Origin of the sequence: Lepagella muris (genome assembly GCF_004793975.1) — a bacterium.
In the GTDB taxonomy this organism is placed as follows: domain Bacteria; phylum Bacteroidota; class Bacteroidia; order Bacteroidales; family Muribaculaceae; genus Lepagella; species Lepagella muris.
Map to the genome: position 1 here is coordinate 36,087 of NZ_SRYB01000015.1, position 24,650 is coordinate 60,736.

Consider the following 24,650-nt stretch of genomic DNA (forward strand, 5'->3'; position numbering starts at 1 on the left):
GAAAGCAAACAACATGAAAAATATAATCAAAACAGCTCTTGCAGCAGTGCTCGTCGCCGGGTCGCTCGCATCATGCGACGACGTGTTTGAGCCTGCTCCGGAGAATAACCTGCCGCTCGATTATCTGGAACTCAACTCATCGTATGCTGAGAACCTTATCGGAGGCATCTATATCTACCTGCCGACCGGCATACCATATAATGATCCGGCAACAGACGACGCTGTCAGCAACGATGCAAGCAATTCCTGGCGCCGTATAGCAGCGGGCAACTGGACATCTTCCAACAATCCGGTCAACCGTTGGGAAAGCTGCCGCATCGCTATCCAATATTGCAATATCTTCCTTGCCAACATCGAGAGAGTGACATGGGCGGCAGATGAGGAGGTCAACAAGCTTTTTCATGACCGCTTCCTCGGGGAGGCACATGCTCTTCGTGGCATGCTGATGTATTATCTCCTTCAGGCACACTCCGGAGTGGATAATGCCGGTGCTCTCCTCGGAATACCCATCGTGGAGGTTGCGGAGGATGCCTCAAGCGAGTTCAACGTGCCACGCAACACGTTTGCAGAGTGTATCGACGCCATGAAGAAGGATTTCGAGATTGCCATGAAGTATCTTCCCACGGAATATGGTGAGGAATATTATTCAGAGGTGGCACAGAAATATCCGGGCGTGAGCCAGGGCAGCATCATGCGTGTGTTTGGAGCGGGCTTCATGGGCCGTGTCAGCGGACGTATCATAGAGGCATATCTTTCAAAGGCTACCCTTATGGCAGCCAGCCCGGCGTTCAGCGCATCGGGCGTGACATGGGAAGAGGCAGCTAATGCCGCCGCCAAGGTGATATCCTACAATGGCAACCTTCGTGAATTGGCCCCGACAGGTGGCAACTGGTATTGCGATCCCGCGATGGATGATCTCGTCGACGGTGCATGTCCGGATGAAGTGCTCTGGCGTACCACGAAGGGTAACAGCCACGACCTGGAGACCACCAACTTCCCTCCGACACTCTACGGCAGCGGCAGAATGAATCCTACCCAGAATCTTGTGGATGCCTTCCCGATGGAAAACGGCTATCCTATCACGGATGCAGCCAACTCCGGATATGACCCCCAGAATCCATACGCCGGACGTGACCCGCGTCTTGGGATGTATGTGCTTTACAACGGTGCTAAGGCTGGTATCGACAATAAGGAAATCAATACTCTCGGCAAGGAGACAAACGACGGTCTTGACATGACATCGACTTCCACCCGCACGGGCTACTATATGAAGAAGCATCTCCGCATGGACGTGAACTGCAATCCGAGCAACATCGTAGACAAGAACCATTATACGGCTCGCCTGCGCTATACGGAGTTCTTCCTCAACTATGCCGAGGCAGCCAATGAGGTATGGGGTCCGACAGGCACCGGCTCCAACAGCTTCTCTGCCTACGACATCATCAAGAAGATCCGCCAGCGTGCCGGCATCGGACTGGAGAACGGCGATCCCTATCTTGAGAGCTGCAAGGGGAACAAGGAGGCGATGCGCGAGCTTATCCGCAACGAACGCCGCATAGAGCTATGCTTCGAGGGCTTCCGCTTCTACGACCTGCGCAGATGGAAGGCTGATCTCAACACCACGGCAAAGGGCATCCGCCTTGTCAACGGCGAGTATGACACGTTTGACGTCGAGACCCGCAACTATAAGGATTATATGATCTATGGTCCGGTGCCTTATTCCGAGACCTTGAAATTCAGCAATCTCCAGCAGAATGCCGGATGGTAATTAAATAATAATACGACATGAAAAAATCGATTTTCTATATAATGGCATTGGGCGTTGCGCTCACAGGATGTAAGAACGGCGATGTGGATTTCCCTGACTACGACTATCAGACAATCTATTTCGCTCGCCAAAGCCCGGTGCGTACAATCACTCTCGGCGATGAGAGATATGCCGACAATACACTTGACAATGAACACGCATTCGAGATCAAGGCTGTTCTCGGCGGCGTGAATGAGAACAGGGCTGATCATGCGGTGAATTTCAAGATTGACAATTCGCTTTGCGACAACCTTTATTTCTCCGACGGACGTAAGGTGGAGGCTATGCCGGAGTCATACTACACGGTTGCCACCGACCGTATGGTGATCAAGAAGGGGAACGTGCTTGGCGGAGCAAGATTTGATCTTACTGATGCCTTCTTCGCAGATCCGAAGTCGATCGACGTCACTTATGTAATCCCTGTGGTCTTGACAAATTCTGCCGATTCCATTCTCTGCGGTAAGGTGAAGGATGGCGTTGTCGATCCCAACCGTCTGCGAAGCGACGACTGGTCGGTGATTCCCCAGGATTACGTGCTTTATGCAGTGAAATATAAGAATCAGTATGACGGCAGCTGGCTGAGCAAGGGCACAGACAAGACCACTCATAAAGGCTCTACCACCACGTCTGACCGTAATGCTGAATATTGGGAGAAAGCATCTGTGCGCTATCTCAAGACAAGGAGTCTCACCCAGTCGGTCTACACCCACACTTTCTCAGTGCCGACAATCGATGCCGAAGGCAACGGCTCGGAGAAGAACATCAGCTGCGACCTTATCCTCACTATCGATGAGAGTGGCAACTGCTCTGTGGCAACAGATACTCCGGACTGCACCGCATCCGGCTCAGGCAAGTGGGAGCGTCTCGGCGAGAAGAAAGCGTTTGCCGATGAGGATCGCGACCGCCTGGAACTCAACTACACGTACACCATCAACTACGTGGTGAATGAGCAGACCGGAGAGACCGCAAGCTACACTGTAGAGACCAACGAGGTGATGTGTCTGCGTGCGCGTGAGAACACTCTTGAGGAATTCTCATTTGTATTGAAATAATGACCTGAGTCTCCGGCGCAGCCGGAAGTTGCGCCGGAGACCATTAACCAACCATGAATTAAGAAATGAGACAATATTATAAAATAGCGGCAGCGGGATTCTGCGGACTTATGCTGACAGCATGTGCCGACACCACTCTTGACTACATTCAGGTGGAGAAGCCACAGTCGATCGCAGAGTATGAGTATCTTAATGCCTACTCACCGCTGAAGGAATATATCGATCGCGCGGCACACCCCGGCTTTCTGCTGGGCGGTGCAATCGCAGCGAGCGATTATATCAACAAGGGAGTCGTATATCGTCTTGCCAACTCCAATTATGATCAGATCACGGCAGGCAATGCCATGAAATATGCATCGGTGGTGAATGACAACGGTGATATGGATTTCAGCACAGTCGAGGCATTTGTGGAGGCAGCCAAAGGAGCCGGTATGCAGATCTACGGACACACTCTCTGCTGGCACGCACAACAGAACGTGAAATGGCTCAACAGCCTGATCGCCGACAGGGAGCTTGATGTGGATCCGAATGAAAAGATTCTTATAGAGGATGCAAAGAAGGATTTCAGCAATGATGCCAAATTCCCGTTCTATGTTATGGGCTATGAGCCTCAGATTGTAGGCGGTATCCTGACAGTGCCGGAATATCCCGGAGAATGGTATCAGTTCTTCGTGATGGATCAAATTCCGACCGTTCCCGGACGTAGCTATACCATCACTGCAAAGATACGCGGCAGTAAACCGGGTGATCTTAATGTTCAGTTTGGTAACTGGGGAGCCACAATGGAGAAGAAGATGTCGTTCACCGATGAATGGGATGAATGTTCCGTAGATATCGATGGGGTGACTACAGAGAGCAGTTTTGTGGTTTTCCAGCCCGGCACTTATGACGGTAAGCTTGAGATCGAATGGATAAAACTGAGCCATTCCGAGGCACCCGCCATGGAGGTTGAGACAGAAGTAAACAAGCAGACCTATACAGATGGACCCTTCCCATTCCATGCCATGGGTTGCGAACCTCCGGTAATCGACGGATGCATTCACTTCGTTCCTACCGGCGATTGGTCGCAGTTCTTCATATTCCCCGGTGGCGACAACCCGTTGACTGAGGGAGACTATGTGGTATATCTTGATATGACGGCATCCGAGGATGCTTCGGGCGTGCAGCTGACCATGCAGAATGGCTGGGGCGGCGATGCTCAGAATGTTACGGCGACTGTGCCTGTAGTAGCCGGACAAAACACCTACAAACTTAAATTCTCAGGAATAACCGGTGGTAATTATGATATGATTCTCAAGCCACAGACGGCAATGGCGACTCTCGACGTTCGTTCAGTGACGGTATGCAGAGTTGAAAAAATGAATAAGCTGCCGTTGAGTCCGGAGGAGAAGGCAGAGGTGCTTGATGCAGAACTCAGCCGATGGATCAAGGGTATGATGGATGCCACCGGTGGTTATGTCACGGCTTGGGATGTGGTCAACGAAGCTCTTCAGGACACTTGGGGCGATATTCCATTGAAGAACGGTGTCGACAATGCCGATCCAAACAGTTTCTACTGGCAAGATTATCTCGGTGAGAATTATGTGCGCAATGTAGTGAAATATGCTCGCGAGCACTATGCCGCACAGGAGGGCGCAAATCCGTCTGATCTGAAACTCTTCATCAATGACTACAATCTCGAGGCAGCCAATAACAACAATGACAAATGCAAGAGCCTTGTGAATTGGATCGCCAAGTGGGAGGCAGACGGCATCACTAAGATTGACGGTATCGGTTCTCAGATGCACGTAACTTACAGTCTCAACCCCGAGACACAGAAGAGAAACGAGGAGGCAGTGGTCAACATGCTCAATATCCTCAAGGATTCAGGTAAACTTATCCGTATCACGGAGCTTGACATGGGTATTTCCGATGCTGATAACCAGACCATCAAGACGGAGGATGTGACATTCGAGCAGCATAAACTTATGGCTGACTATTATAAGTTTATAATTCAGAAGTATTTCGAGATTATTCCTCTCAGCCAGCAGTATGGCATCTGCAACTGGGCAATTACTGACAGTCCGGCAGAATCAGGCTGGCGTGGCGGTGAGCCAATCGGACTATGGAATCTGAACTATCAGCGCAAACCCGAATATGGCGGTTTCGCAGATGGACTCTCCGGTAAGTAAATGGTAATTACAGGGGCGGAGGAGTCGGATCCTCCGCCCTTTCACTTAAAATCCAATAAATTTTTATTTTATGAAAAAAACTTTACTTTCTTTCCTGACAATTGCAGCGGTAGCGTTGCAGGCAAACGCCGCAGATCTTCCGACAACGGGAAATGTGATCGCTGAGTATTACACCGGCAACGGACAGACCTTCGGTGGCTGGGGCGGAAGCTCCAAATTCGAGAATGTGGACGAGGACGGAAAACCGTGCCTTAAATTCACTAATGAGGAGGCTACCGAGTATGATTGGAATGTGCAGATGGCAATTGACTATGATTTTGAGCCGGGCACTACCTACTATATCGGATTTGATATCAAAGGGACTCCGGCAGAGGGTATAACTTCTGCATTTCAGGCAAAGGAGAATTATGCAGGTTGCGGAAATTTGACAAACTTTGATATCACCGCAGATTGGAAGCATGTCATTATCTACGGAGAGCCGTTTGACGCAGGAGAGAATGGCGTTTCCAATCCTCCGATGCGTTGGCTTGCCAATCTCGGCAAATATGTAGGCACTTTCTATCTGACAAATCTTACTATCTACACAGAGAAGAGCTCCGGCGTTGAGGCTGTCGCTCCCGTTGAGAACGGACGCACTGTAGTATTCAATCTCCAGGGCATCAAGGTGCTTGATACAGACAACAAGGCAGAGGTGTATGACCTTCCTGCCGGAATCTATATCGTAAACGGCAAGAAGATTGCAGTGAAATAATCCCAAATCAAATAATCAGGGGAGAAGGGACGGGATGACATCCGTCGTTTCTCCTCTCTAAACTCTCTCCAAATTACCTCAATATTCCCTTATATTATCTTACCTACCTTTAAACTTTACTTATAATTCATGTATTTTTATTTTTCTCATCATGAAAAAGACTCTTTTCACATGTCTCTTCTCTCTCTCAGTATTGGCTTCCTACGCAATTAATCCTGCAGAGGGTACACCTGCATCCACCAACATACCGGAGGCTGTTTATCCATGTGTGGATGCAAACTCCCGCGCCACGTTCAAACTTCATGCACCGGAGGCAAAGGATGTAAAGGTAGATATATGTGGGAAAAAATATGACATGTCGAAGGATGCCGAAGGCAACTGGATGGCAACAACTGATCCGCTTGTCAAAGGATTCCACTATTATTTCCTGCTTGTAGACGGAGTACAGGTAAATGATCCGGCATCAGAGACATTTTTCGGTTGCGGACGTCAGGCATCGGGTATAGAGATACCGGAGGATGCGCAGACCGCAGCTTATTACACATTCAATAAGGATGTGGCGCACGGACAGGTGCGCGAATGTAAATATTATTCCGCCACTGAAGGTGGGGAGCGCAGATGCTTCGTCTACACTCCGGCGGAATATGAAAAGAATCCCGATGCGAAATATCCGGTGCTCTATCTCCAGCATGGCATGGGTGAGGATGAGCGCGGATGGCACACACAGGGTATGATGGCAAACATTCTTGACAATCAGATTGCCGAGGGTAAATGCGTGCCGATGGTTGTGGTCATGGACTACGGCAACTGCGGCTATATCTTCGGAAGCCGTCCCGGCGAGACGCGTGACCAATTCGGGGCTACATTCACTCAGGTCATGCTCAACGACCTGATCCCATATATCGAGAACACGTTCAGAGTCAAGACCGACAGGGATAACCGTGCTATGGCAGGCTTGTCGTGGGGCGGACATGAGACTCTGGAGATCACGATGCATAATCTCGACAAGTTCGCACATATCGGCTCGTTCAGTGGCGCGCTGTTTTTCCTTGCGGACGGTCTGGAGAATGCCTACAACGGAGTGTTTAATGATGCTCCCGGTTTCAATTCGAAGGTGAAGACTCTCTTCTTCGGTATGGGTTCGGAAGAGGGCTTCGGTAGCGACAAGATCAGCGATGCGCTGACGAAAGCCGGCATAAACCATAAATATTATGAATCGGAAGGCACCCATCATGAATGGCTGACATGGCGCCGTTGCCTCAACCAATTCCTTCCGCTTATCTTTAAATGAATCAAATAAATAGGTTGGGAGCCGGAGTTATGAGTGAAGATAATGCTTCATAACTCATAATTCTGATTCCCGACCTAAAAAACAATAATTTGGAATGAGAAAATCGATTATAATTTCAGTCGGGATGCTGTCGTGCATCCTAAGTGCTTCGGCAGATAACCCGTTTGTACAGACGTGTTTTACAACCGATCCGGCACCTATGGTGCACGACGGCACTCTTTATGTCTATACCGGACATGACGAGGATGGTGCAGATTTCTTTTGGATGCAGGAGTGGAGAGTGTATTCCACAAAGGATATGGTCAACTGGACAGATCATGGTTCACCGCTTGCGATAGAGGATTTCAGCTGGGGCGATGACCGTGCGTGGGCACCGCAGTGTGTGGAGCGTAACGGGAAGTTTTATTTCTATGTGCCGCTCCATTCGAAGCTGACCGGCGCGATGGCAATCGGCGTGGCTGTGGGAGATTCCCCGACGGGTCCGTTCAAGGATGCTATCGGCAAGCCTCTTGTGGATGGCGATTGGGCATATATCGATCCGACTGTTTATATCGATGACGACGGACAGGCTTATCTCTATTGGGGTAATCCTGAGATATTCTATGTGAAGCTGAATGACGACATGGTGTCGTATTCGGGTGATGTCAACGTAGTGGAGCAGACCGTGGAGGGTTTCGGTGCCCCCTCTCCAAAGTTGAGGGAGAAGGATAAGAAATATAAGGATAACTATACGGAGGGACCGTGGTTCTACAAGAGAAACGGCAAGTATTATCTTCTGTATGCCGCCGGTGGGGTGCCCGAGCATATCGCTTATTCCATGAGCGACAGCCCGACAGGTCCTTGGAAATATATGGGAGAGATCATGCCGCTTTGCGACACCGGTTCTTTCACCAACCATTGCGGCGTGGCAGAGTTCAAGGGTCAGCCATATTTTTTCTACCATACGGGAAAACTCCCGAAAGGGGGAGGGTTTGCCCGCAGTATAGCCGTTGAGCCGTTTGAATATAACGCCGACGGCACATTCCCCACCATAATGCCGACTGAGGAGGGCGCGAAGGCTGTGGATACGCTCAATCCATACGATAGAGTGGAGGGTGAGACAATGGCTTGGTCTAATGGGTTGAAGACCAAACAGAATGCGCAGACAGGGGTCTACGTGACCGACATTCATGACGGCGACTTTATAAAGGTGGCAAACGTGAATTTCATGAGCGGCGGACCCAAGACGTTTGAGGCGAGAGCTGCAAGCGGATTGAGGGGTGGCTCAATAGAGGTGAGGATGGATAGTATCGGCGGTCCGGTAGTGGCTGAATTGCCCGTTACTGGCACAGGGGGCTGGGAAACTTGGCAGACGTTTAAGACCTCATGCAAGTCGGAGGTGCCCGGTGTGCACGACCTCTATCTCCTCTTCAAAGGGAGAAAAGGCCCGGAACTGTTCAATCTTGATTGGTGGCGTTTTGAATAAAAAATCTTTACCATTATGACTCGGATCAAATACATATTTATTCTCGCAATGTTTCTGGCCTCCTTCCCGATGTTTGCATGGGAGGGTATGGATATGCCGGAACTTCACGTGGAGGGGCGTTACCTCGTGGATGAGGCAGGCAATAAGGTGAATCTCCACGGATTCGGACAGACGTATAGCCCCTGGTTTAACGAACAGGGTTCAAAGTGGAGCAACTATAACGTAGAGGCGTGCCTGAAATACAACAAGGAGAAGATCGACAAGATAATGAAGGCTGGTTGGAAGGTGAATTATCTCCGCCTTCACATGGATCCTTATTGGTCGAATACGCCCGGAGTGGCAACTACTGGTGAGAATGATATCTCTGCGTTTGATTTCAACCGGTTTAAGACTTATCTGGATAAGGTGTTTATTCCGATGGCTGAGTATGCCATCTCGAAGGGTCTTTACGTGGTGATGCGTCCGCCGGGTGTCTGCCCTGAGCAAATCGAGGTGGGGGGCGACTATCATAAATACCTGAAGAGGGTGTGGGGCTACGTGTCAATATTGAATAAGCTTACATCCAACCCTCACATCATGTTTGAGCTTGCCAACGAGCCTGTGCAGATAAAAGGGACCGATGGCAATTATGGAGCCGGCACTGATGCCTGCAACGAAAGCCTGACGCAATTCTTTCAGGAGATTGTGGATCTGATGCGCAACAACGGATGTAATAATATCCTTTGGGTTCCGGGCACGGGTTATCAGTCGCAGTATGCGGGTTTTGCGAAATATCCTATAAAGGGTGAAAATATCGGATATGCCGTCCATGTCTATCCGGGCTGGTATGGCAGCGATGCCATAGAGCCGAGTCATGAGCTTGGCGGAAGCTACGGCGGCGGGTTCACCACGTTTGCCGAGGGCTGGGCGAAGCAGATAGAGCCGGCTGCGGCAATCGCTCCGATCATGGTGACAGAGATGGACTGGGCACCTTCCGTATATAATGCTTCATGGGGCAAGAGTATAACCGGACGTATGCTCGGTGAAGGATTTGGTGCTAATTTCAAGCTGCTTGCCGATAATACAGGCAACGTCAGCTGGATGATATTCACCGGACCTGAACTGCTGGCAGAATTTAAGGATGAACCGGGCACCGAGGGAGCCTATACCTTCCTTACTGATCCGGACGCGTGCCCGTGGCCCGTCTATCATTGGTTTAAGGAGTATGCCGGTGATGAGTTGCCGGAGGTGAAGGATATAGATCTCTACATGTCGCCACGCAAGGATAGCGCGGTAGGGGATAGCATGATTATGTTGCCCGGACGCCGGTGTGCAGCTGTCATGATCGGCAATAATGGCGCAGGATACGAACTGAACATAAGCGGCAATGTGGAGGTGAGCATAGATGATGAAGCGGTGGTGGAATGGCGCGACGGATATTTCCACGCCAATGGTATCGGAGAGACCGATTGCACCCTAAGCTATGCCTACGGTAAGGATAGCGGCACACGCAACATCCATTTCGTATGCACCCCCTTCCCGTTGGTATCGGGCTATTTTAATCCGTCGATATGGGAGAAGGGCAATTTCAATGAGTCAACGTCAGAAGTCACCACCGGCACTTACGGATTTGCCGGGTGGCAATATCCCTCGGGCATAGATCTTTCCGGATATGACTATATCGTTGCTGAACTTGCAGCCCCGAGTTCAAGAGGGGTATCGTTCCGTGTGTTTGACAAGGACAGTTATTGGACTGATCCTGCCATGGCTGATTTCGGAGGCGATACGAAGGTTGTCGTCAATCTGAAGGAGATGGTGTCGAATGAGGGGAGACGTCTTGACGCGTCTCACGTGTATATAGTAGGTTTCTGGTCGTTGGGCAACGAACCCTTCCGGCTGAAACGCGTCTATGTCACGAATGATCCTGACGGCGACAGTGGAGTTGACATCCTGTCGGAGGAGAGATCTTCGGCGGTAGACGTCTATGACCTGCATGGGCGAAAGCTGAAGAGCCGTGTCGGTGTTGAGGATGCCACAGACGGACTACTCCCCGGCATTTACATTGTGGGTGGCAAGAAGATTAAGATTTGATAGAAATTATTAAACCCGGAATTTATGAATCTGATAAAGAAAGTGATGACGTCTATCCTGCTTGCCGGCAGCTGCCTCGGCATGTCGGCAAACGATCCGAATTTCCATATATATATTTGTCTTGGTCAGTCAAATATGGAGGGTAATGCCTCGATTGAGCCGATTGACAGAAAGGACGTGCCGGAACGTTTCCGGATGATGGCGGCGGTAGATTTCACCGACAGCGGACGTAAGCAGGGGGAATGGTATACGGCGACCCCCCCGTTGGTACGCCAGAATACAGGACTGACCCCGATGGACTATTTCGGCAGGACAATGGTAGACAATCTGCCTGAGGAAGTGAGAGTTGGAGTGGTGTGTGTGGCAATCGGAGGATGCAAGATAGAGCATCTTGACAAAGATTTCGATGCCTCCACGCTTGCCAACGAGGCGGATTGGTTTAAATCCTTCATGCTGAATTATGACAATGCTCCCTATCAGCGTCTTCTTCAGTGTGCTCGAAAGGCACAGGAGGCAGGCGTGATAAAGGGTGTGCTCCTGCATCAGGGAGAATCAAACACGGGCGACCAGCAGTGGTGTGTCAAGGTAAAGAAGATATATGACGACCTGTTGTCAGATTTAGGCATGGAGTCGGGTTCCGTTCCGCTTCTTGCCGGAGAGGTGGTCACGACGGAACAGGGTGGCGTGTGCGGCGGTATGAACACCATAATCAACCGTCTCCCCAAGACGTTGCCGACAGCTCATGTGGTCTCAGCCGGCAATCTTCCGCAGAAGGGTGACGGTCTGCATTTCACGGCGCATGGCTATCGTGTGCTCGGATGCCGTTATGCCGTGGAGATGCTTGCGACGATGGGTATCATGAATCCCGACGTGGCATATTCTGAGGAGATACCCTACGTGCCTAAGCCTGAACCTTCGGAGGGCGACTTCGTGTTTGCTTTAGACTCATTTAATCCAAATATTTGGGAGAAGGGCACGTTTAATATAGAGACCGGTGAATTTAAATGTGGTCAGTATGGATTCGGCGGTTGGGAATATACTCTTCCGATTGATCTTTCAGGCTACAAATATATCGTGGCTGAACTTGGAGAGCAGGATCGCGACGGTGTTGAGTTCAAGGTGTTTGATACGGCCAGCTATTGGGAGATACCGTATGCCTATAAATTCAACGGTGGGACGCTCCTCGTAGGAGAACTTGCCGGCATGATGAAGAATCTTTCAAGCGGCATAGTCCCGCTCAATACGTCGGAGATCTACCGCGTGGGATTCTGGGGGTATGGCAACAATCCGATTCACGTGAAACAGGTGTATGCCACCAACGAGAATCCGTATGATTCGGGCATCGATGCCATTGCATCGGATGTGCTCATGGATGAGGCGGTATATGATCTTTCCGGGAGAAAGGTGGCGGAGAGTATAGAATCCGACACAATTCTGTCGCCGGGTATATATATATCCGGAGGGAAGAAAATGCTTGTTAAACCTGAGATTTGAGTTTGGAATCAAAATTAAACACTTGACATGAAAACGATTTTTAGTAGCGTAATATGTATGTCGCTTCTCTCCTTCGCAGGGGTGGCGAATGCTTCAGAGTATTTGTTGGCAAGCCCTGACGGACGCACACAGGTGTGTATCGCCGATGCGGGGGGAGCCTTGAAATATTCAGTAAAACTTGACGGAAAGGATTTCATCATGCCCTCACCATTGGGGATGCTCACCAATATAGGCGACTATCGTTCAGGTCTCTCAATATTGGGGACCACGGTGAAGGAATCAGTGGATGAGTCGTATTCATTGCCCAATATCAAGAGAAGCAAGGTCGACTATAAGGCGAATGCCCAGTCTTTCAAGGTAGGGAAGGATGGTCAGCCGGTGTTTGACGTTGAGTTTGAGGTGAGCGACAACAATGTGGCTTTCCGCTACAGATTGTTGCCGCAGAAAGAGACACTCTGCTGCGTGGTGGAGGAGGAGTCCACCGGTTTTGATATGCCGGAGGGCACGACCACGTTCCTGTGTCCGCAGAGTGGTCCGATGGGTGGATTCGCACGTACAGCACCAAGTTATGAGACCAATTATACCCTTGACGACACGATGGGCAAGAATGGCTGGGGCAACGGGTATTCCTTCCCATGTCTTTTCCGCAATGGCGACAATGGATGGACCCTCATATCCGAGACCGGTATAGCGGGTGATTATGTAGCGTCGCATCTCACGGGTAAAGATGGCGGGGAATATCAGATAGCCTACGCACAGCCCGGTGAACAGAACGGTTTCGGCTCAACGGGTGCTGCGATAGCACTTCCGGGTTATACCCCATGGCGCACGGTGACTGTAGGCGAGACGTTGGCTCCGATAGTGGAGACCACGGTGCCCTTCGATGTTGTGGAGCCGCTTTATGAGGCATCCCGTCCGTATAAGTATGGCAAGGGGGTGTGGAGCTGGATCATCAAGATGGATCCGAGCTGCAATTTCGATGAGCAGAAACGTTACGTTGATTTTGCAGCCGACATGGGGTATGAGACAGTGCTTGTGGATGCCCTTTGGGATACCCAGATAGGATATGAGGGTATAGAGAGGCTTGCGCAGTATGCCAAATCAAAGGGCGTTGCGCTCTACCTGTGGTATAACTCCAACGGTTCGTGGAATGATGCTCCCCAGGGACCGCGCGGAATCATGAGCGATATCGTGAAGCGACGCAAGGCTATGAAATGGATGCAGGAGAATGGCGTCAGGGGTATAAAGGTGGATTTCTTCGGCGGCGACAAGCAGGAGACGATGCGCCTCTATCATGACATACTTTCCGATGCCAACGACTATGGCATACTCGTCATCTTCCATGGCTGCACCCTGCCGAGAGGATGGGAGCGCATGTATCCCAATTTTGCGGCGTCGGAGGCGGTTTTGGCAAGTGAGAATCTTCATTTCTCTCAGGGGATGTGCGATGCAGAGGCTCAGAATGCCAGCATCCACCCCTACGTCAGGAATACGGTGGGGAGCATGGACTTCGGAGGGAGTGCGCTCAACAAGTATTATTCAAGCAATAATGAGGCTAAAGGGTCAAAGCGTATGACGTCTGATGTGTTTGCCCTTGCCACAGCTGTTCTCTTCCAGAGTCCGGTGCAGCATTTCGCTCTCGCACCCAATAATCTTACTGATGCACCGTCATGGGCGATAGATTTCATGAAGAACGTGCCGACAACGTGGGATGATGTGCGTTTCATAGATGGTTATCCCGGCAAGTATGTGGTGCTGGCACGCCGTCATGGCAATGATTGGTATTATGCCGGCGTGAGTGCCGACAAGACACCGGTGAAACTGACCGTGGAACTTCCGGAGGAGATGAGAGGCGCGTCACTCTCCCTTTATTCCGACAATAAGGATCTTGTAGGATCAAAGACGGACTGCAAGCCTGATAAGAAAGGAAAAGTGAAAATAACTATTCCCGCCAACGGTGGATTCGTAATAGCTCCGAAACAATAATTAACCCTAATAGCAATGAACTCGACTCAAAATGCCGGAACGGCAAGGGAAGCCAATGGCTTCTATAAACTTTCGATGCTGCAATGCATAGGTTTCGGTTCGGGCGATCTTGCCCAGAATCTGATCTATCAGACCATCAGCATGTATCTTCTCTTCTTCTATACCAACGTCTATGGGCTTGATCCGGCAGTGGCTGCCGTGATGTTTCTCGTGGTCAGGATCATCGACGTGATCTGGGATCCCTTGGTAGGCACTTTCGTCGACAAGCATGACCCCAAGCTGGGCAAATACCGCTCGTATCTTATCTTGGGTGGCATACCATTGACAATCTTTGCTATCCTTTGCTTCTGGAACGGCTTCTCCGGCTCGCTTCTTTACGCTTATGTGACGTATGTGGGTCTGTCGATGTGCTACACGCTTGTCAACGTACCCTACGGTGCGCTCAACGCATCGCTCACACGCGACACGAATGAGATAACAAAACTGACCTCCGTCAGAATGTTTATGGCAAACGTAGGCGGTCTTGCAGTAGGTATGGGTATCCCCATCGTGCTCAAGATTTTTGACCCGTCGGAGAGCAGCGACCTTTCAATGAACGACACATCCTGGCTCTACACGATGGGCATCTATGGCATCGTGGGTCTTCTGCTTCTCTTCTTCTGCTTCTCGCAGAGCCGCGAGCGGGTCGTGATGGATAAGAAGGAGACGGAGAATGTGAAGGTATCTGACCTCTGGATGGAGTTTGTACACAACCGCCCCTTGCGCATACTTGCTTTCTTCTTCATCACGGCATTCGCGATGATGGCAGTGGCAAATGCCGCCGGAGCTTACTATATCAACTACAACCTTCATGGCTCGGCAGGCGAACTCTCCATCTTCATGGGACTCGGTTCCATACCGGCATTCATCTTCATGCCGATGATTCCGGCAATAAAGCGCATGGTAGGGAAGAGGGGCATGTTCTATATCTTCCTTATTGTGGCACTCGTCGGAATGGCAATGCTCTACGTCATCTCGATGGTGGATAGCCTTAAGGATCAGATGTGGCTTGTATACGTTGCGCAGTTTATCAAATCTACGGGCGTGATAGTGGCGACCGGATATATGTGGGCACTCGTGCCGGAGGTAATCTCCTTCGGGGAATATACCCACGGACGCCGCATCTCCGGTATCGTCAACGCATTGACTGGCATCTTCTATAAGGCAGGCATGGCACTTGGCGGCGTTGTCCCGGGATTGGTGCTGGCGTTTGTAGGTTTCGATAATCAGGCATCAGAGCAGACGGCACTCGCACAGCAGGGTATACTTTGGCTCGTGGCTGTCATACCTGCAATATTGCTTGCTTTGGCGATATTCATAATTTCAAGATATGAATTGACGGATGATGTGATAGATAAGATCAATATGGAAATCGAGGCCCGTCATCATGATAAATAATTTTATGATTATGCGAACTACTTATTTAATCCCGGCAGTTATAGCCTTAGCACTTTCATCATGCCAGGCAAAAAAAGAGACCCCAGTGGCGACGATGAAAGATTATTTCAAGAATGATTTCACGATAGGTGCGGCAATTCCGGTATCGCATGTGAATGGTGCTGATCCGAAGGCTGATTCCATCGTGACGCTGCATTATAATTCCATTGTAGCGGAAAATTGCATGAAGTGTGAGAAGATTCATCCGGAGGAGAACGTTTATTTCTGGGATGATGCCGATGCTTTTGTGAAATATGGCACCGACCGAGGAATGGAGATAATCGGACATACTCTCCTCTGGCATTCCCAGCTTGCCCCCTGGTTTGCGAAAGACAGTCTGGGTAATAATGTGAGTGCCGACGTGCTTAAACAGCGCATGAAAGACCATATCACCACGGTCATGACCCGCTATAAGGGTAAGATTCATGGTTGGGACGTGGTCAATGAGGCTATACTTGACGATGGTTCATATCGTAAGTCGCCGTTCTATGAGATAATAGGAGAGGAGTTTATCCCGCTGGCATTCCAATATGCTCATGAGGCGGATCCTGATGCCGAACTTTATCTGAATGATTTTTCTATGTCGGTTCCGGGAAAACGTGATGCCTACGTTAAACTGATAAAGGATTTGAAGGCTCGCGGATTGCGTATCGATGGCATAGGTATGCAGAGCCATATCGGTATGGATTATCCCAATATGGAGGATTATGAGAAGTCGATCGTGGAGTTTGCCAATACAGGTGTAAATGTCATGATGACGGAATTGGATATGTCGGCACTCCCTACGGTGCAGATGGGCGCGAATATTTCAGATAGCGTTGCGTTTAACGCGATGCGGAATCCTTATCCCGACGGACTTCCGGCGGAGGTGTCGGCACATTGGAATGCACGTATGGACAGCGTGATGAATCTCTACAGGAAGCATTCCGATGTTATAACCCGCATCACGTTCTGGGGCACGCAGGATGGTATGTCGTGGAAGAATGATTTCCCGATGCACGGACGCACGGATTATCCTCTTCCGTTTGACCGCGAGTATAATCTGAAACCGTTCATGCAGAACATGATAAATGGTGAATCTTCATCAATCTGATAATTTTAACAACTGTTGATATGAAACTACAGAATCCAGAAAAAAGATATCTCTTCCCGGAGGATTATATGGCAGATCCGAGTGTGCACGTATTTGACGGTAAGATCTATATATATCCGTCGCACGATTGGGAGTGTGCGAACGTGGAGAATGACAACGGCGACCAGTACGTGATGAAGGATATGCACGTGCTCTCAATTGATGGTGACCCGATGACAGGGAAAGTGACAGATCATGGCAAGGCTCTTGATATAGCCGATATACCGTGGGCAGGCCGCCAGCTATGGGATTGCGATTGCGTTGAGAAGGATGGTAAGTACTATCTCTATTTCCCGCTGAAGGATAAGAACGACATATTCCGTATAGGTGTGGCTGTGGCTGACCGTCCGGAGGGTCCGTTTGTGGCGCAGCCGGATCCAATCAGAGGAAGCTACTCTATTGATATATGCGTGCTTAAGGATGGGGAGGATTATTATCTCTATTTCGGTGGTCTTTGGGGCGGACAGCTTCAGAGATATAAGGATAACAAGGCACTCGAGTTTCCGGAGCTTCCGGAGGGGGATGCGCCTTCGTTGCCGAGCCGTTGCGTGCGTCTGAGCAAGGATATGCTTCAGTATGCGGAGGAGCCGCGTCCGATACAGGTGGTAGATGAGGAGGGCAATCCGTTGAAGGCTAATGATCCCCACAGATTCTTTGAGGCATCATGGGTGCATAAATATAATGGGAAGTATTATTTCTCATACTCTACGGGCGACAGCCATCTTCTCTGCTATGCCGTAGGCGACAATCCTTACGGACCATTCGTATATCAGGGAGAGATACTCACTCCGGTAGTAGGCTGGACCACTCACCACAGCATCATCGAATACGAGGGTAAATGGTACCTGTTCCACCATGACAGTGTGCCGTCAGGAGGTAAGTCATGGCTTCGCAGTCTGAAGGTATGTGAGCTCCACTATGATGCCGACGGCAAGATCCTTCCGATAGACGGCGGCGGCAATTGCTGATAATCCAATTCAACAGAATCATAAATATCCCTATACATTAGAGACGGTTTCCGTGAAAGCGGCGACTGTCTCTTTTTTAGCGCAAATTTATGTGCAAAAAATCCCCGGCACCAAAAATTATATTTATGTTAGGATTGGAAGATATATCTGCCGATTCTTACATTTATTCTGCAACCGTATAAAGGGGTTGCCACGCGCCACACTTGCCCGTCCTGCCACCGCAAACGATGCTTCTCTTGGTATATCGACATCGAGGGTGAGATAACATTTCCCGATAATGTCGGCAGATGCGACCGGGAGCAGAGTTGCGGTTACCACCGCACCCCGAAGGACTATTTCAGCAGTAACCCTGAGAACAAGCCGATACACTCCGATTGGACTGTTCCGTCAGCTTGCAGAGCCACGCGGACTGAACAGCCAAAGCTGACATCATTCTCAGGACGATTGCAAGGCAATATGGATTGGGCATAAATACTTTTTCAATCACCTCATGGCTCATCTTGACTGAAGTATGTGTCGGCCACAATGCCAATTCACTTACCCGATTGTCCGAAGCATATTTATAGAGAGCCGAAGCATCTTTTACTCGCCAATGTCGCAGCACAAGTCTTTCAGTCTCAATCATAGCAATGATTTCAGACTATCGTCACAGAACATTGTCGGCGTAAACTCCACGACCTGATAATCGGCAATTCCGTTGATGTGGAATGGATCTTGAGCAATCAAAACATCGACATCTTCACGATTGGCGGCTTTCATCACAATCACGCCACCGACGCGCGGCGTCTGAGGTCCGGACGCAATGAAACGTCCTGCGGCATAATTCTCTGCCAGATACTCTCGGTGTGCCTGAAGGTGTTTGTCAACCTCGCTAAGAGGTTTCTTGTAAGTAAGAATTGCTATAAACATAATACTGATTATTTTTTTGTTTTGCTCTTTGGGAACGGCAGATTATCCCACAAAATAGATATGACTTTCAATGCGAGCGATTGGTTGGATATATCAAGTATGTACGCTTCCTTTGCTCCCGGATAAGGCATGCCAGTCTCGGCATCTTTCATCAATGCTTCGACACATGGCAGTTTCTTGACAAAAGCCATATTATCGCAAGCTGTAATCACACACTTTTCATTTACATAGATTACATAATCGCCCATCATCTTGCGACTCCTGACCTCACCAAGTGGGGAAAGAAGGCGACAAATGTAATCAATATACTCGGTTGAGCAGGCCATTATTATACTTGATTACTGTCTCCAACGCTTCAGATGCGGGAAGAACTGCCGCATCATCTCTTTAGCCTGTTCTATGGTCAGATTCTGCCCCGACTGCTTGTTAATTTCATCCGTGAATTGGGCACAGTGGTCAATCATCTGTTCCATAGTGATATCCTGCAAGAACTTCCCGTCCTTGTAGCAATACATGCAGTAATCCTCGCTCAGAGAGCCATCGACATTTGTGCCTTTGTTGTCGTCAGTCAGCGGCATACCGCAACTCTGACAGAATTTTATTTCCATATTCCTTCTTATTTTCCAAAATATTGTGGATAGACTTTCGCCTATCCGCTTGCAAAGTTAATATTTATTTTTGAGATGAGTGTCAGGCAGATGCCAAAATATCAGCCAATTGCAAAACGTTGTATCGCTTCTAAGATTGAGAGTTCAACTACATTTTGGTTCTACAAAATGCAGAAATGCAGGTGTTTACGATGAAACAGAGCAGCTTGTTTGATTGTTCTGTTCAATTGATTATGGCTACCTTGTAGAATTTCTAATTCCGAAAGTGAATCTAATTTCATTCTAAATCATCCTCATAGTTTCCATTTGTCGGGAACGGAATAACTTTTCCCATCCTTTGACACAATGTCAGGCATTATCGCAGATTGGAAACGCCGCATATTTTTCAACATCAGTACAGGCTTACTACGATGGTGAATCACATTGTCCTTGAGATCATTGCTGAAATTGGACGGTGGGAAATAAACCTTTATGCTTATTTGTGGGAATCTTCGTTATATCAGTTCAAGAGGCGGAACAAGGTCACTGTCTGCGCTGACGAGGGAAACAATGTCAGTCGCTCCCAAAACACAATCCTCAATCATTCGGATTGAAATGTTGACATCCGTTTTCTTTTCTTCGGGGCGTTAAATATCTCCTTTGCAGTATGGGCAGATAATATGCTTTTCAAGATACTTGTCCCGGACAACTTCAAACCTGTTTCCGTTTATCAGTTTATTGGCATTAAGAAAAGCACTTTGACGGCTATTTTTCTGAGGACTGAGAGGGGATGCCGTGAAATAAATGACTTTTTCAAGCACCTGCCCGGTGCCAAGAAAACTCTCGCACAGCTTCACCATATCAATCCAATAGAACCGCTTCCATGCCGGATCAATACGTTTAGTGCGCTTGAGACCGAAATAGAAATTGAAGCCATCTATGTAGAATGTCACTCGTTTGGTCTGTTCCATGTTGTTAAATAAAAAAAGCCGCTCGTAAGCGGCCTGTTCCCTACAAGAAAGTAGGGCGTTGCTTTTTCTGATGCAAAGATACAGAAATTTCCGTACTCTACAAAATATCAACGTGATTTTACATGAAAAAGTTTATTTCTCTGTTACGTTGACCTCGTTTTCCACCACATTCAGCTCCTTGTCAACCCTACGTCTATCAAGATTTTTGTAGATGTGAGGATACTTGTCAACATACTTGTCAACATACTTGTCAACATACTTGTATTCGTTCATGATGAATTCCTTGAAGCCAAGAATATCCTCCGGCTTGAAATCCTCCGGCTTATATTTGGTCTTTTTGAATATTGTCAGGAAGGCGTTCATAGTATTCAATATTTACATTCTTGAATGGATTGGAAGATATGGATGCCGAAAATCCGTAATTTTCATAAAACTCGGAAAATCTGCGGTGCAATACAAGCAGTATCTTCTTTTTGAATCCGCAGTTGCGCAGCCTTTGCAGTATCTCGTCACGCTGTTGCTTCAGTCGGTTATTTGAAATCGCGGAACTTTTTGTTGTTTAGAGCGTTTTCTGCGGCACGGTTATAATGGGATACAGCTCGTTTGAAGTAGTCGTATGCCTTTCGTAAATCAACTTCAACGCCAAGCCCATTGAGATACATATTGCCGAGTTCGTACAAGGCTGTTCCGATTCCGACTGCCTGATGTTTCCATCGGTTGCCGGTGCGTTCGGCAAGATGCAGATATTCAATCATGGCTTTGTCATAATCTTGCTTGCCGCCGATGCCATTCTTGTAGCAATCAGCCAATCCAAGCATTGCCGTTATTTCACCCAGCTCCGCCCCTTTCCGATACCATTTGCGGGCTTGCACATCGTCTTGTTCCACGCCGTTGCCATAAAGATAAGCATCGCCGACTTTGGCATACGCTTCGTGATAATTCAGTTTCACGGCTTTTTTGAAACAGGCGAGAGCCTTTTTCTCTTCGCCTAAATCATGATATGCACGCCCCATCTTGTAACAAGCTTCTGCTTTGAGAGCTTCGTTATTCGCCCCGTCTGCAATCTCCTTGTAAAGCTGTATGGCTTTTAATAAACCATGCTCGTCGTCCTCATTTGTAAAGCAATCCAAAAGTTCCTCAGGCACATCGTCGCCATACAGCAGAATATCCGCCAAAAGCATCTTGTCTGCAACATCGCCTTTACTGGCTTTTGCGCTCAAAAGTTCAATCCAACGGTCATACCACTTGCGGGCTGTTTTGACACCCTCTTGGGGATTTATATCCTCCAAACAGTCTTCAACATACAGATTCATCAATGCTTTTGCCGCATTTGCCGAACCGTTATCTGCTTTTGCTGCAAAAATGTCAAACCAACGCTTGTGCCATTTCAGTATCAATGTCTTTCGCTCATCGGTATCCGTTTCATCGGGACAATCGTTGCGATAGATATTCATTATTTGTTCAGCCGCTTCGGGATTGCCGTCATTCGCGGCTTTCTCATACCAATAAATCGCTTTCCGGTTGTCGCAGTCGCTATGATAGCCCCATGAAAAATATCGTCCGAGAAGAAATTGAGCCGTTCCATCGCCTTGCTCTGCCGCCGGTGTTATCGTTTCTGCCGCTTGACGTGCCTGGACATGGTCGCCCTCGCCAGCATGGCACTTTATAAACTTCTTTATTATGTTGAACTGTTCGGTCAAGCTCCTTGTCATATTTTCCTCCTATTTCTGATATATCCTCAAACCATTGAAGTTGTCTAAGACCCTATTTCAAAGTAGAGGTTGTATTTACTTTTTGTAGATGAAGCGGGCGAGACCTACGATGTAGCGTCGGAATCCGGGTCGGTAGTGGAGCAGGCGGTCAAACCATTGAATGTGGGGATTGATAAGTTTGATTTCCCAGCCGACAAAGAACATGGCGAAGAGCGTGCCGGGTCCTATGATGTTCCATTCCCATTTGCTGAAGAATAGGAAGCTGCTTGCCACGGCGAGAATCACAAGGGATGTGTCGACCACAATCTTCATCTTTGGGAAAGGTATTCCGGTGATTCTGCTGAGTGCGACGGGGAATCCTTCTCCCGGCATAGTGACAGAGCCGCATTTCACCTCAAATGCAATGCCTGCACCCATAACTGCGCATCCTGCGAATTGGGTAATGGCTTTTTCAAGCAGTGTGTCGCATTGTATGCCGGAGGTAAGCATCATATTCATGTCGATGAGCCAGCCGAATACAAAGCCGATTACAAGTTGGAATAGCTGAAGCGGATTGAAGCGGCGTCGGAGCACGAGAATCTGTAGAAACACAAGGATAAAATTCATGATGATGGTATAGCCTCCTACAGTCAGAGCCGGAGCCATACCTTGTTGTCCTGCCATCGAGCAGGATAAGGGCAACGAGGAGATTACGCTGCTTCCGAGATCAGATTTGATACACAATGCGACTCCAAGAGTCATGAAATTAAGAGAGATAAGCAATAAGAGATGTTGCCAGATGAAAGAGATTACACGCTCTTTCGTCGGCAAAGATAGGGTTGTTGATGACATATACATATTTTTTATCCGACTGCAAAGTTACAAAAAATATAATATACAATAAAATGGGCTCCGGCACAAGAATACCGAAGCCCGCGACATTGTAAGTATAGTGGATGAGTTATTGGTTAGAAATGTCGATCTCTTGCGTTATTTCTGTCCAATCGTTTACTTGAAGGGAGGCATTGATAGTGTAAGAGTCGGATAATCCGGGCACCACCATATCGGAAATCGGTGAGTCTTCCTTGGCGACACCACGTCCGAATCCGGCAATCGACTTTAGAGTCAGTGTATAAGAATGGTTACGCACGAGTCCGTAAAGCGGATTCTCACCGTTGATGTGCTCAATCGGTATTATGAACACGCATTTGCCGGCGTTATATTCTTCAATAACATTGAATTGGGCGAAGAGAGCCTTGTTGATATCGGCGGCATTCTCATACGACTTGCCTGACGCATCACAATAGTTGGAGAAGGATTCAGTATTTATCTGAGGTGAAAGATATTGTGCAGGAAATTCCGTGCCATCTGTGGATGTTATGTCAGCAGATGGATGCGAGAGTGTCAGCATGGATGTCAGCGATCCCGGATTGGCGAGCGTAGGATTCTCGGAGCCTTCTTCCTTAGTATAGATGCAACGTTGCGCTTTCTCCACTTCTGCGATGAAGTCAGCGGCATCAGTATAGATACGGTCCTTACCGCCGCTTCGGTAGCGGAAGAAAGTATTAGCCGGAGTATTGTCGGATTTGTAATATTGAGCGGAAATCACAATTGATGGTCGTGCGTTCACCTTTGCCGTCTCCTCTCCCGAACGGGTAGTCTCATGTGTATATATTGGATCTACCCCTAATCCTGTCGTTATATCCTTGACTGCCAAAGAGGATATATTCTCAGAATTGAATGAAGTGCCGTGATTCACGGAATTTGCCCAATGGAAAGTATGTTTCTCCGTATCATTCCACTTGTCGGGGGTTTTCCATAGGGAAAGTAGCTTGGCATAGTCTTCATACGATTTATTCTCCACTTTTTTAAGGAGATATGTTGATTTGTCAGTGGCGAGTATTCCCCACTTCATATCGTCGGCATTAATGGAAAGGGTGATGTTGTTGTTATCTTTGTCAATGGCTTTAACATCGGTCAGTCCGATTTCGGAAGCCTTTTTGACCTGCACTTTTGCAGCCAGGCGATCAAGATATATATTTACAGGGTCTTTGCCGGAAATGTTGTCTGGCGTGAGTTTGGAGAAGTAGGCAATTTCGTTAGATTCCGTATTGGTGAAGTATGTTGCAGACGACATGATAGGATAGCCGTCGTCAAGAATGACTTTGTCGGTAGTGGTAGTGAAGAGACCCGTTTCAATAAGAGTAAGATCATCAATATTTGCATACGCCACCACCATATCCGGCATATCGATGGGGGAGAACTCTGCCTTGACGGTGTAATTGCCGGGTTCACCCGAAAGAGTCGCTTTCTTTACGGTAATAAGGGAGGGAGTCGTCGCTCCGGATTTATAGAAGGCGAGATGCAGAGTCTTTATATCGGAATCGTGATTGTCGGCTCGTGTGAAGTCGTTGGTGTTAAGATGAAACCGGATTTCAGAAGATTGGGTTTCATTAGGTTCATTGGGAATGTCGGATAATTTCTCATTAGAACAAGCTGCCAATCCTATGATCGACATGACCGACAAGAATGAGATTTTACATGGACTTGTCATAATTTTGATATTAGGGTTAATACTATACGGATCGGTCAGATAGTTCTGCCGGATCATCTCAAGCGCAAAAAAACAGGTGTGTAAACTAAAGGGATGGCAACGGAAGATGCCGATATCAATAATTATGAACCTATTTTAGTGATGATTGCAAATTTATTGAAATGTTTTGTAATTTGCAAGCAAAAGAATAAAAAAATTAATAAAATATAAAAAATAGCTGATTTATTTTTTGTGGCTTTCGTAATCTGCGCAAAAATTTTGCCGGAATTGCGATT

General features: G+C 48.3%; 21 protein-coding genes and 1 pseudogene. 13 read left to right on the plus strand and 9 right to left on the minus strand.

Annotated features, from left to right (window positions below; translation table 11 throughout):
• The first annotated feature begins 13 nt into the window (after nucleotides 1-13).
• From E5331_RS11010 to E5331_RS11070, 13 genes and pseudogenes are all read left to right on the plus strand, one after another.
• Nucleotides 14-1,768: a RagB/SusD family nutrient uptake outer membrane protein gene (locus tag E5331_RS11010; protein WP_169477621.1), complete on the plus strand. Its 1,755-nt coding sequence runs from the start codon at nucleotides 14-16 to the stop codon at nucleotides 1,766-1,768.
• Nucleotides 1,769-1,785: 17 nt separating this feature from the next.
• Nucleotides 1,786-2,859, plus strand: coding sequence for a DUF5627 domain-containing protein (locus E5331_RS11015; protein WP_123481148.1), 1,074 nt, complete (start codon nucleotides 1,786-1,788; stop codon nucleotides 2,857-2,859).
• A 65-nt stretch (nucleotides 2,860-2,924) separates the two neighbouring features.
• Nucleotides 2,925-5,030 (plus strand): endo-1,4-beta-xylanase, encoded by a 2,106-nt coding sequence (locus tag E5331_RS11020; RefSeq protein ID WP_135984850.1) that lies wholly within the window; start codon nucleotides 2,925-2,927, stop codon nucleotides 5,028-5,030.
• Nucleotides 5,031-5,100: 70 nt separating this feature from the next.
• Complete coding sequence (locus E5331_RS11025) at nucleotides 5,101-5,781, plus strand: hypothetical protein (RefSeq protein WP_136013255.1); 681 nt, start codon at nucleotides 5,101-5,103, stop codon at nucleotides 5,779-5,781.
• 151 nt (nucleotides 5,782-5,932) lie between these two features.
• Nucleotides 5,933-7,072, plus strand: a complete 1,140-nt coding sequence (locus tag E5331_RS11030; RefSeq protein WP_123481145.1) for an alpha/beta hydrolase-fold protein — start codon at nucleotides 5,933-5,935, stop codon at nucleotides 7,070-7,072.
• A gap of 94 nt (nucleotides 7,073-7,166) precedes the next feature.
• Nucleotides 7,167-8,537, plus strand: a complete 1,371-nt coding sequence (locus E5331_RS11035) for a glycoside hydrolase family 43 protein (RefSeq protein ID WP_135984854.1) — start codon at nucleotides 7,167-7,169, stop codon at nucleotides 8,535-8,537.
• 15 nt (nucleotides 8,538-8,552) lie between these two features.
• Nucleotides 8,553-10,607 (plus strand): cellulase family glycosylhydrolase, encoded by a 2,055-nt coding sequence (locus E5331_RS11040; protein ID WP_135984856.1) that lies wholly within the window; start codon nucleotides 8,553-8,555, stop codon nucleotides 10,605-10,607.
• A 24-nt stretch (nucleotides 10,608-10,631) separates the two neighbouring features.
• A complete protein-coding gene (locus E5331_RS11045) occupies nucleotides 10,632-12,101 on the plus strand; it encodes a sialate O-acetylesterase (protein WP_123481142.1) in 1,470 nt (489 codons plus the stop codon).
• Nucleotides 12,102-12,128: 27 nt separating this feature from the next.
• Nucleotides 12,129-14,087, plus strand: coding sequence for a glycoside hydrolase family 97 protein (locus E5331_RS11050; protein WP_123481141.1), 1,959 nt, complete (start codon nucleotides 12,129-12,131; stop codon nucleotides 14,085-14,087).
• Nucleotides 14,088-14,102: 15 nt separating this feature from the next.
• Entirely contained in the window at nucleotides 14,103-15,524 is a 1,422-nt protein-coding gene (locus E5331_RS11055; RefSeq protein WP_123481140.1) for an MFS transporter, read from the plus strand.
• A gap of 4 nt (nucleotides 15,525-15,528) precedes the next feature.
• Nucleotides 15,529-16,656 carry an endo-1,4-beta-xylanase gene (locus E5331_RS11060; protein ID WP_123481210.1) on the plus strand — a complete coding sequence of 376 codons (1,128 nt, stop codon included), beginning with the start codon at nucleotides 15,529-15,531 and terminating at the stop codon, nucleotides 16,654-16,656.
• A 20-nt stretch (nucleotides 16,657-16,676) separates the two neighbouring features.
• Entirely contained in the window at nucleotides 16,677-17,663 is a 987-nt protein-coding gene (locus E5331_RS11065) for a glycoside hydrolase family 43 protein (RefSeq protein WP_123481139.1), read from the plus strand.
• A gap of 147 nt (nucleotides 17,664-17,810) precedes the next feature.
• Nucleotides 17,811-18,023, plus strand: a pseudogene (locus E5331_RS11070) (PG0870-related protein); the annotation flags it as partial.
• Here the strand turns inward: E5331_RS11070 and E5331_RS11075 are convergent.
• The 9 genes from E5331_RS11075 to E5331_RS11120 all read right to left on the minus strand — a co-directional run bounded on the left by E5331_RS11075 (nucleotide 18,001) and on the right by E5331_RS11120 (nucleotide 24,375).
• The gene (locus tag E5331_RS11075; protein WP_123481138.1) at nucleotides 18,001-18,288 is read right to left on the minus strand and encodes a GNAT family N-acetyltransferase; all 288 of its coding nucleotides are present in this window, start codon (nucleotides 18,286-18,288) and stop codon (nucleotides 18,001-18,003) included. The pseudogene E5331_RS11070 and the gene E5331_RS11075 sit on opposite strands and share 23 nt — an antisense overlap.
• Nucleotides 18,285-18,572, minus strand: coding sequence for a YciI family protein (locus E5331_RS11080; RefSeq protein ID WP_123481137.1), 288 nt, complete (start codon nucleotides 18,570-18,572; stop codon nucleotides 18,285-18,287). Before E5331_RS11080 ends, E5331_RS11075 begins: the two co-directional genes overlap by 4 nt.
• 8 nt (nucleotides 18,573-18,580) lie before the next feature.
• Nucleotides 18,581-18,898: a transcriptional regulator gene (locus E5331_RS11085; RefSeq protein WP_123481136.1), complete on the minus strand. Its 318-nt coding sequence runs from the start codon at nucleotides 18,896-18,898 to the stop codon at nucleotides 18,581-18,583.
• 12 nt (nucleotides 18,899-18,910) lie between these two features.
• Nucleotides 18,911-19,180, minus strand: coding sequence for a zinc ribbon domain-containing protein (locus E5331_RS11090; protein WP_123481135.1), 270 nt, complete (start codon nucleotides 19,178-19,180; stop codon nucleotides 18,911-18,913).
• A gap of 626 nt (nucleotides 19,181-19,806) precedes the next feature.
• Entirely contained in the window at nucleotides 19,807-20,130 is a 324-nt protein-coding gene (locus tag E5331_RS11100; protein ID WP_123481133.1) for a PIN domain-containing protein, read from the minus strand.
• 132 nt (nucleotides 20,131-20,262) lie between these two features.
• Nucleotides 20,263-20,493, minus strand: a complete 231-nt coding sequence (locus E5331_RS11105) for a hypothetical protein (protein ID WP_123481132.1) — start codon at nucleotides 20,491-20,493, stop codon at nucleotides 20,263-20,265.
• Between the two features lie 167 nt (nucleotides 20,494-20,660).
• The gene (locus E5331_RS11110; protein ID WP_135984858.1) at nucleotides 20,661-21,842 is read right to left on the minus strand and encodes an SEL1-like repeat protein; all 1,182 of its coding nucleotides are present in this window, start codon (nucleotides 21,840-21,842) and stop codon (nucleotides 20,661-20,663) included.
• A 75-nt stretch (nucleotides 21,843-21,917) separates the two neighbouring features.
• Nucleotides 21,918-22,673 carry a YczE/YyaS/YitT family protein gene (locus E5331_RS11115; protein ID WP_123481209.1) on the minus strand — a complete coding sequence of 252 codons (756 nt, stop codon included), beginning with the start codon at nucleotides 22,671-22,673 and terminating at the stop codon, nucleotides 21,918-21,920.
• Between the two features lie 109 nt (nucleotides 22,674-22,782).
• Nucleotides 22,783-24,375 carry a fimbria major subunit gene (locus E5331_RS11120; protein WP_168355211.1) on the minus strand — a complete coding sequence of 531 codons (1,593 nt, stop codon included), beginning with the start codon at nucleotides 24,373-24,375 and terminating at the stop codon, nucleotides 22,783-22,785.
• Nucleotides 24,376-24,650: the final 275 nt, after the last annotated feature.

Excerpts from the sequence above, each read along its gene's own strand:
- E5331_RS11115 (WP_123481209.1), bottom strand. The coding sequence starts at position 22,673 with ATGTCATCAACAACCCTATCTTTGCCGACGAAAGAGCGTGTAATCTCT.
- E5331_RS11105 (WP_123481132.1), bottom strand. The coding sequence starts at position 20,493 with ATGAACGCCTTCCTGACAATATTCAAAAAGACCAAATATAAGCCGGAG.
- E5331_RS11110 (WP_135984858.1), bottom strand. The coding sequence starts at position 21,842 with ATGACAAGGAGCTTGACCGAACAGTTCAACATAATAAAGAAGTTTATA.
- E5331_RS11015 (WP_123481148.1), top strand. The coding sequence starts at position 1,786 with ATGAAAAAATCGATTTTCTATATAATGGCATTGGGCGTTGCGCTCACA.
- E5331_RS11060 (WP_123481210.1), top strand. The coding sequence starts at position 15,529 with ATGATTATGCGAACTACTTATTTAATCCCGGCAGTTATAGCCTTAGCA.
- E5331_RS11090 (WP_123481135.1), bottom strand. The coding sequence starts at position 19,180 with ATGGAAATAAAATTCTGTCAGAGTTGCGGTATGCCGCTGACTGACGAC.
- E5331_RS11050 (WP_123481141.1), top strand. The coding sequence starts at position 12,129 with ATGAAAACGATTTTTAGTAGCGTAATATGTATGTCGCTTCTCTCCTTC.
- E5331_RS11020 (WP_135984850.1), top strand. The coding sequence starts at position 2,925 with ATGAGACAATATTATAAAATAGCGGCAGCGGGATTCTGCGGACTTATG.
- E5331_RS11045 (WP_123481142.1), top strand. The coding sequence starts at position 10,632 with ATGAATCTGATAAAGAAAGTGATGACGTCTATCCTGCTTGCCGGCAGC.
- E5331_RS11040 (WP_135984856.1), top strand. The coding sequence starts at position 8,553 with ATGACTCGGATCAAATACATATTTATTCTCGCAATGTTTCTGGCCTCC.
- E5331_RS11080 (WP_123481137.1), bottom strand. The coding sequence starts at position 18,572 with ATGTTTATAGCAATTCTTACTTACAAGAAACCTCTTAGCGAGGTTGAC.
- E5331_RS11085 (WP_123481136.1), bottom strand. The coding sequence starts at position 18,898 with ATGGCCTGCTCAACCGAGTATATTGATTACATTTGTCGCCTTCTTTCC.
- E5331_RS11035 (WP_135984854.1), top strand. The coding sequence starts at position 7,167 with ATGAGAAAATCGATTATAATTTCAGTCGGGATGCTGTCGTGCATCCTA.
- E5331_RS11120 (WP_168355211.1), bottom strand. The coding sequence starts at position 24,375 with ATGACAAGTCCATGTAAAATCTCATTCTTGTCGGTCATGTCGATCATA.
- E5331_RS11010 (WP_169477621.1), top strand. The coding sequence starts at position 14 with ATGAAAAATATAATCAAAACAGCTCTTGCAGCAGTGCTCGTCGCCGGG.
- E5331_RS11100 (WP_123481133.1), bottom strand. The coding sequence starts at position 20,130 with ATGGAACAGACCAAACGAGTGACATTCTACATAGATGGCTTCAATTTC.
- E5331_RS11025 (WP_136013255.1), top strand. The coding sequence starts at position 5,101 with ATGAAAAAAACTTTACTTTCTTTCCTGACAATTGCAGCGGTAGCGTTG.
- E5331_RS11030 (WP_123481145.1), top strand. The coding sequence starts at position 5,933 with ATGAAAAAGACTCTTTTCACATGTCTCTTCTCTCTCTCAGTATTGGCT.
- E5331_RS11065 (WP_123481139.1), top strand. The coding sequence starts at position 16,677 with ATGAAACTACAGAATCCAGAAAAAAGATATCTCTTCCCGGAGGATTAT.
- E5331_RS11075 (WP_123481138.1), bottom strand. The coding sequence starts at position 18,288 with ATGATTGAGACTGAAAGACTTGTGCTGCGACATTGGCGAGTAAAAGAT.
- E5331_RS11055 (WP_123481140.1), top strand. The coding sequence starts at position 14,103 with ATGAACTCGACTCAAAATGCCGGAACGGCAAGGGAAGCCAATGGCTTC.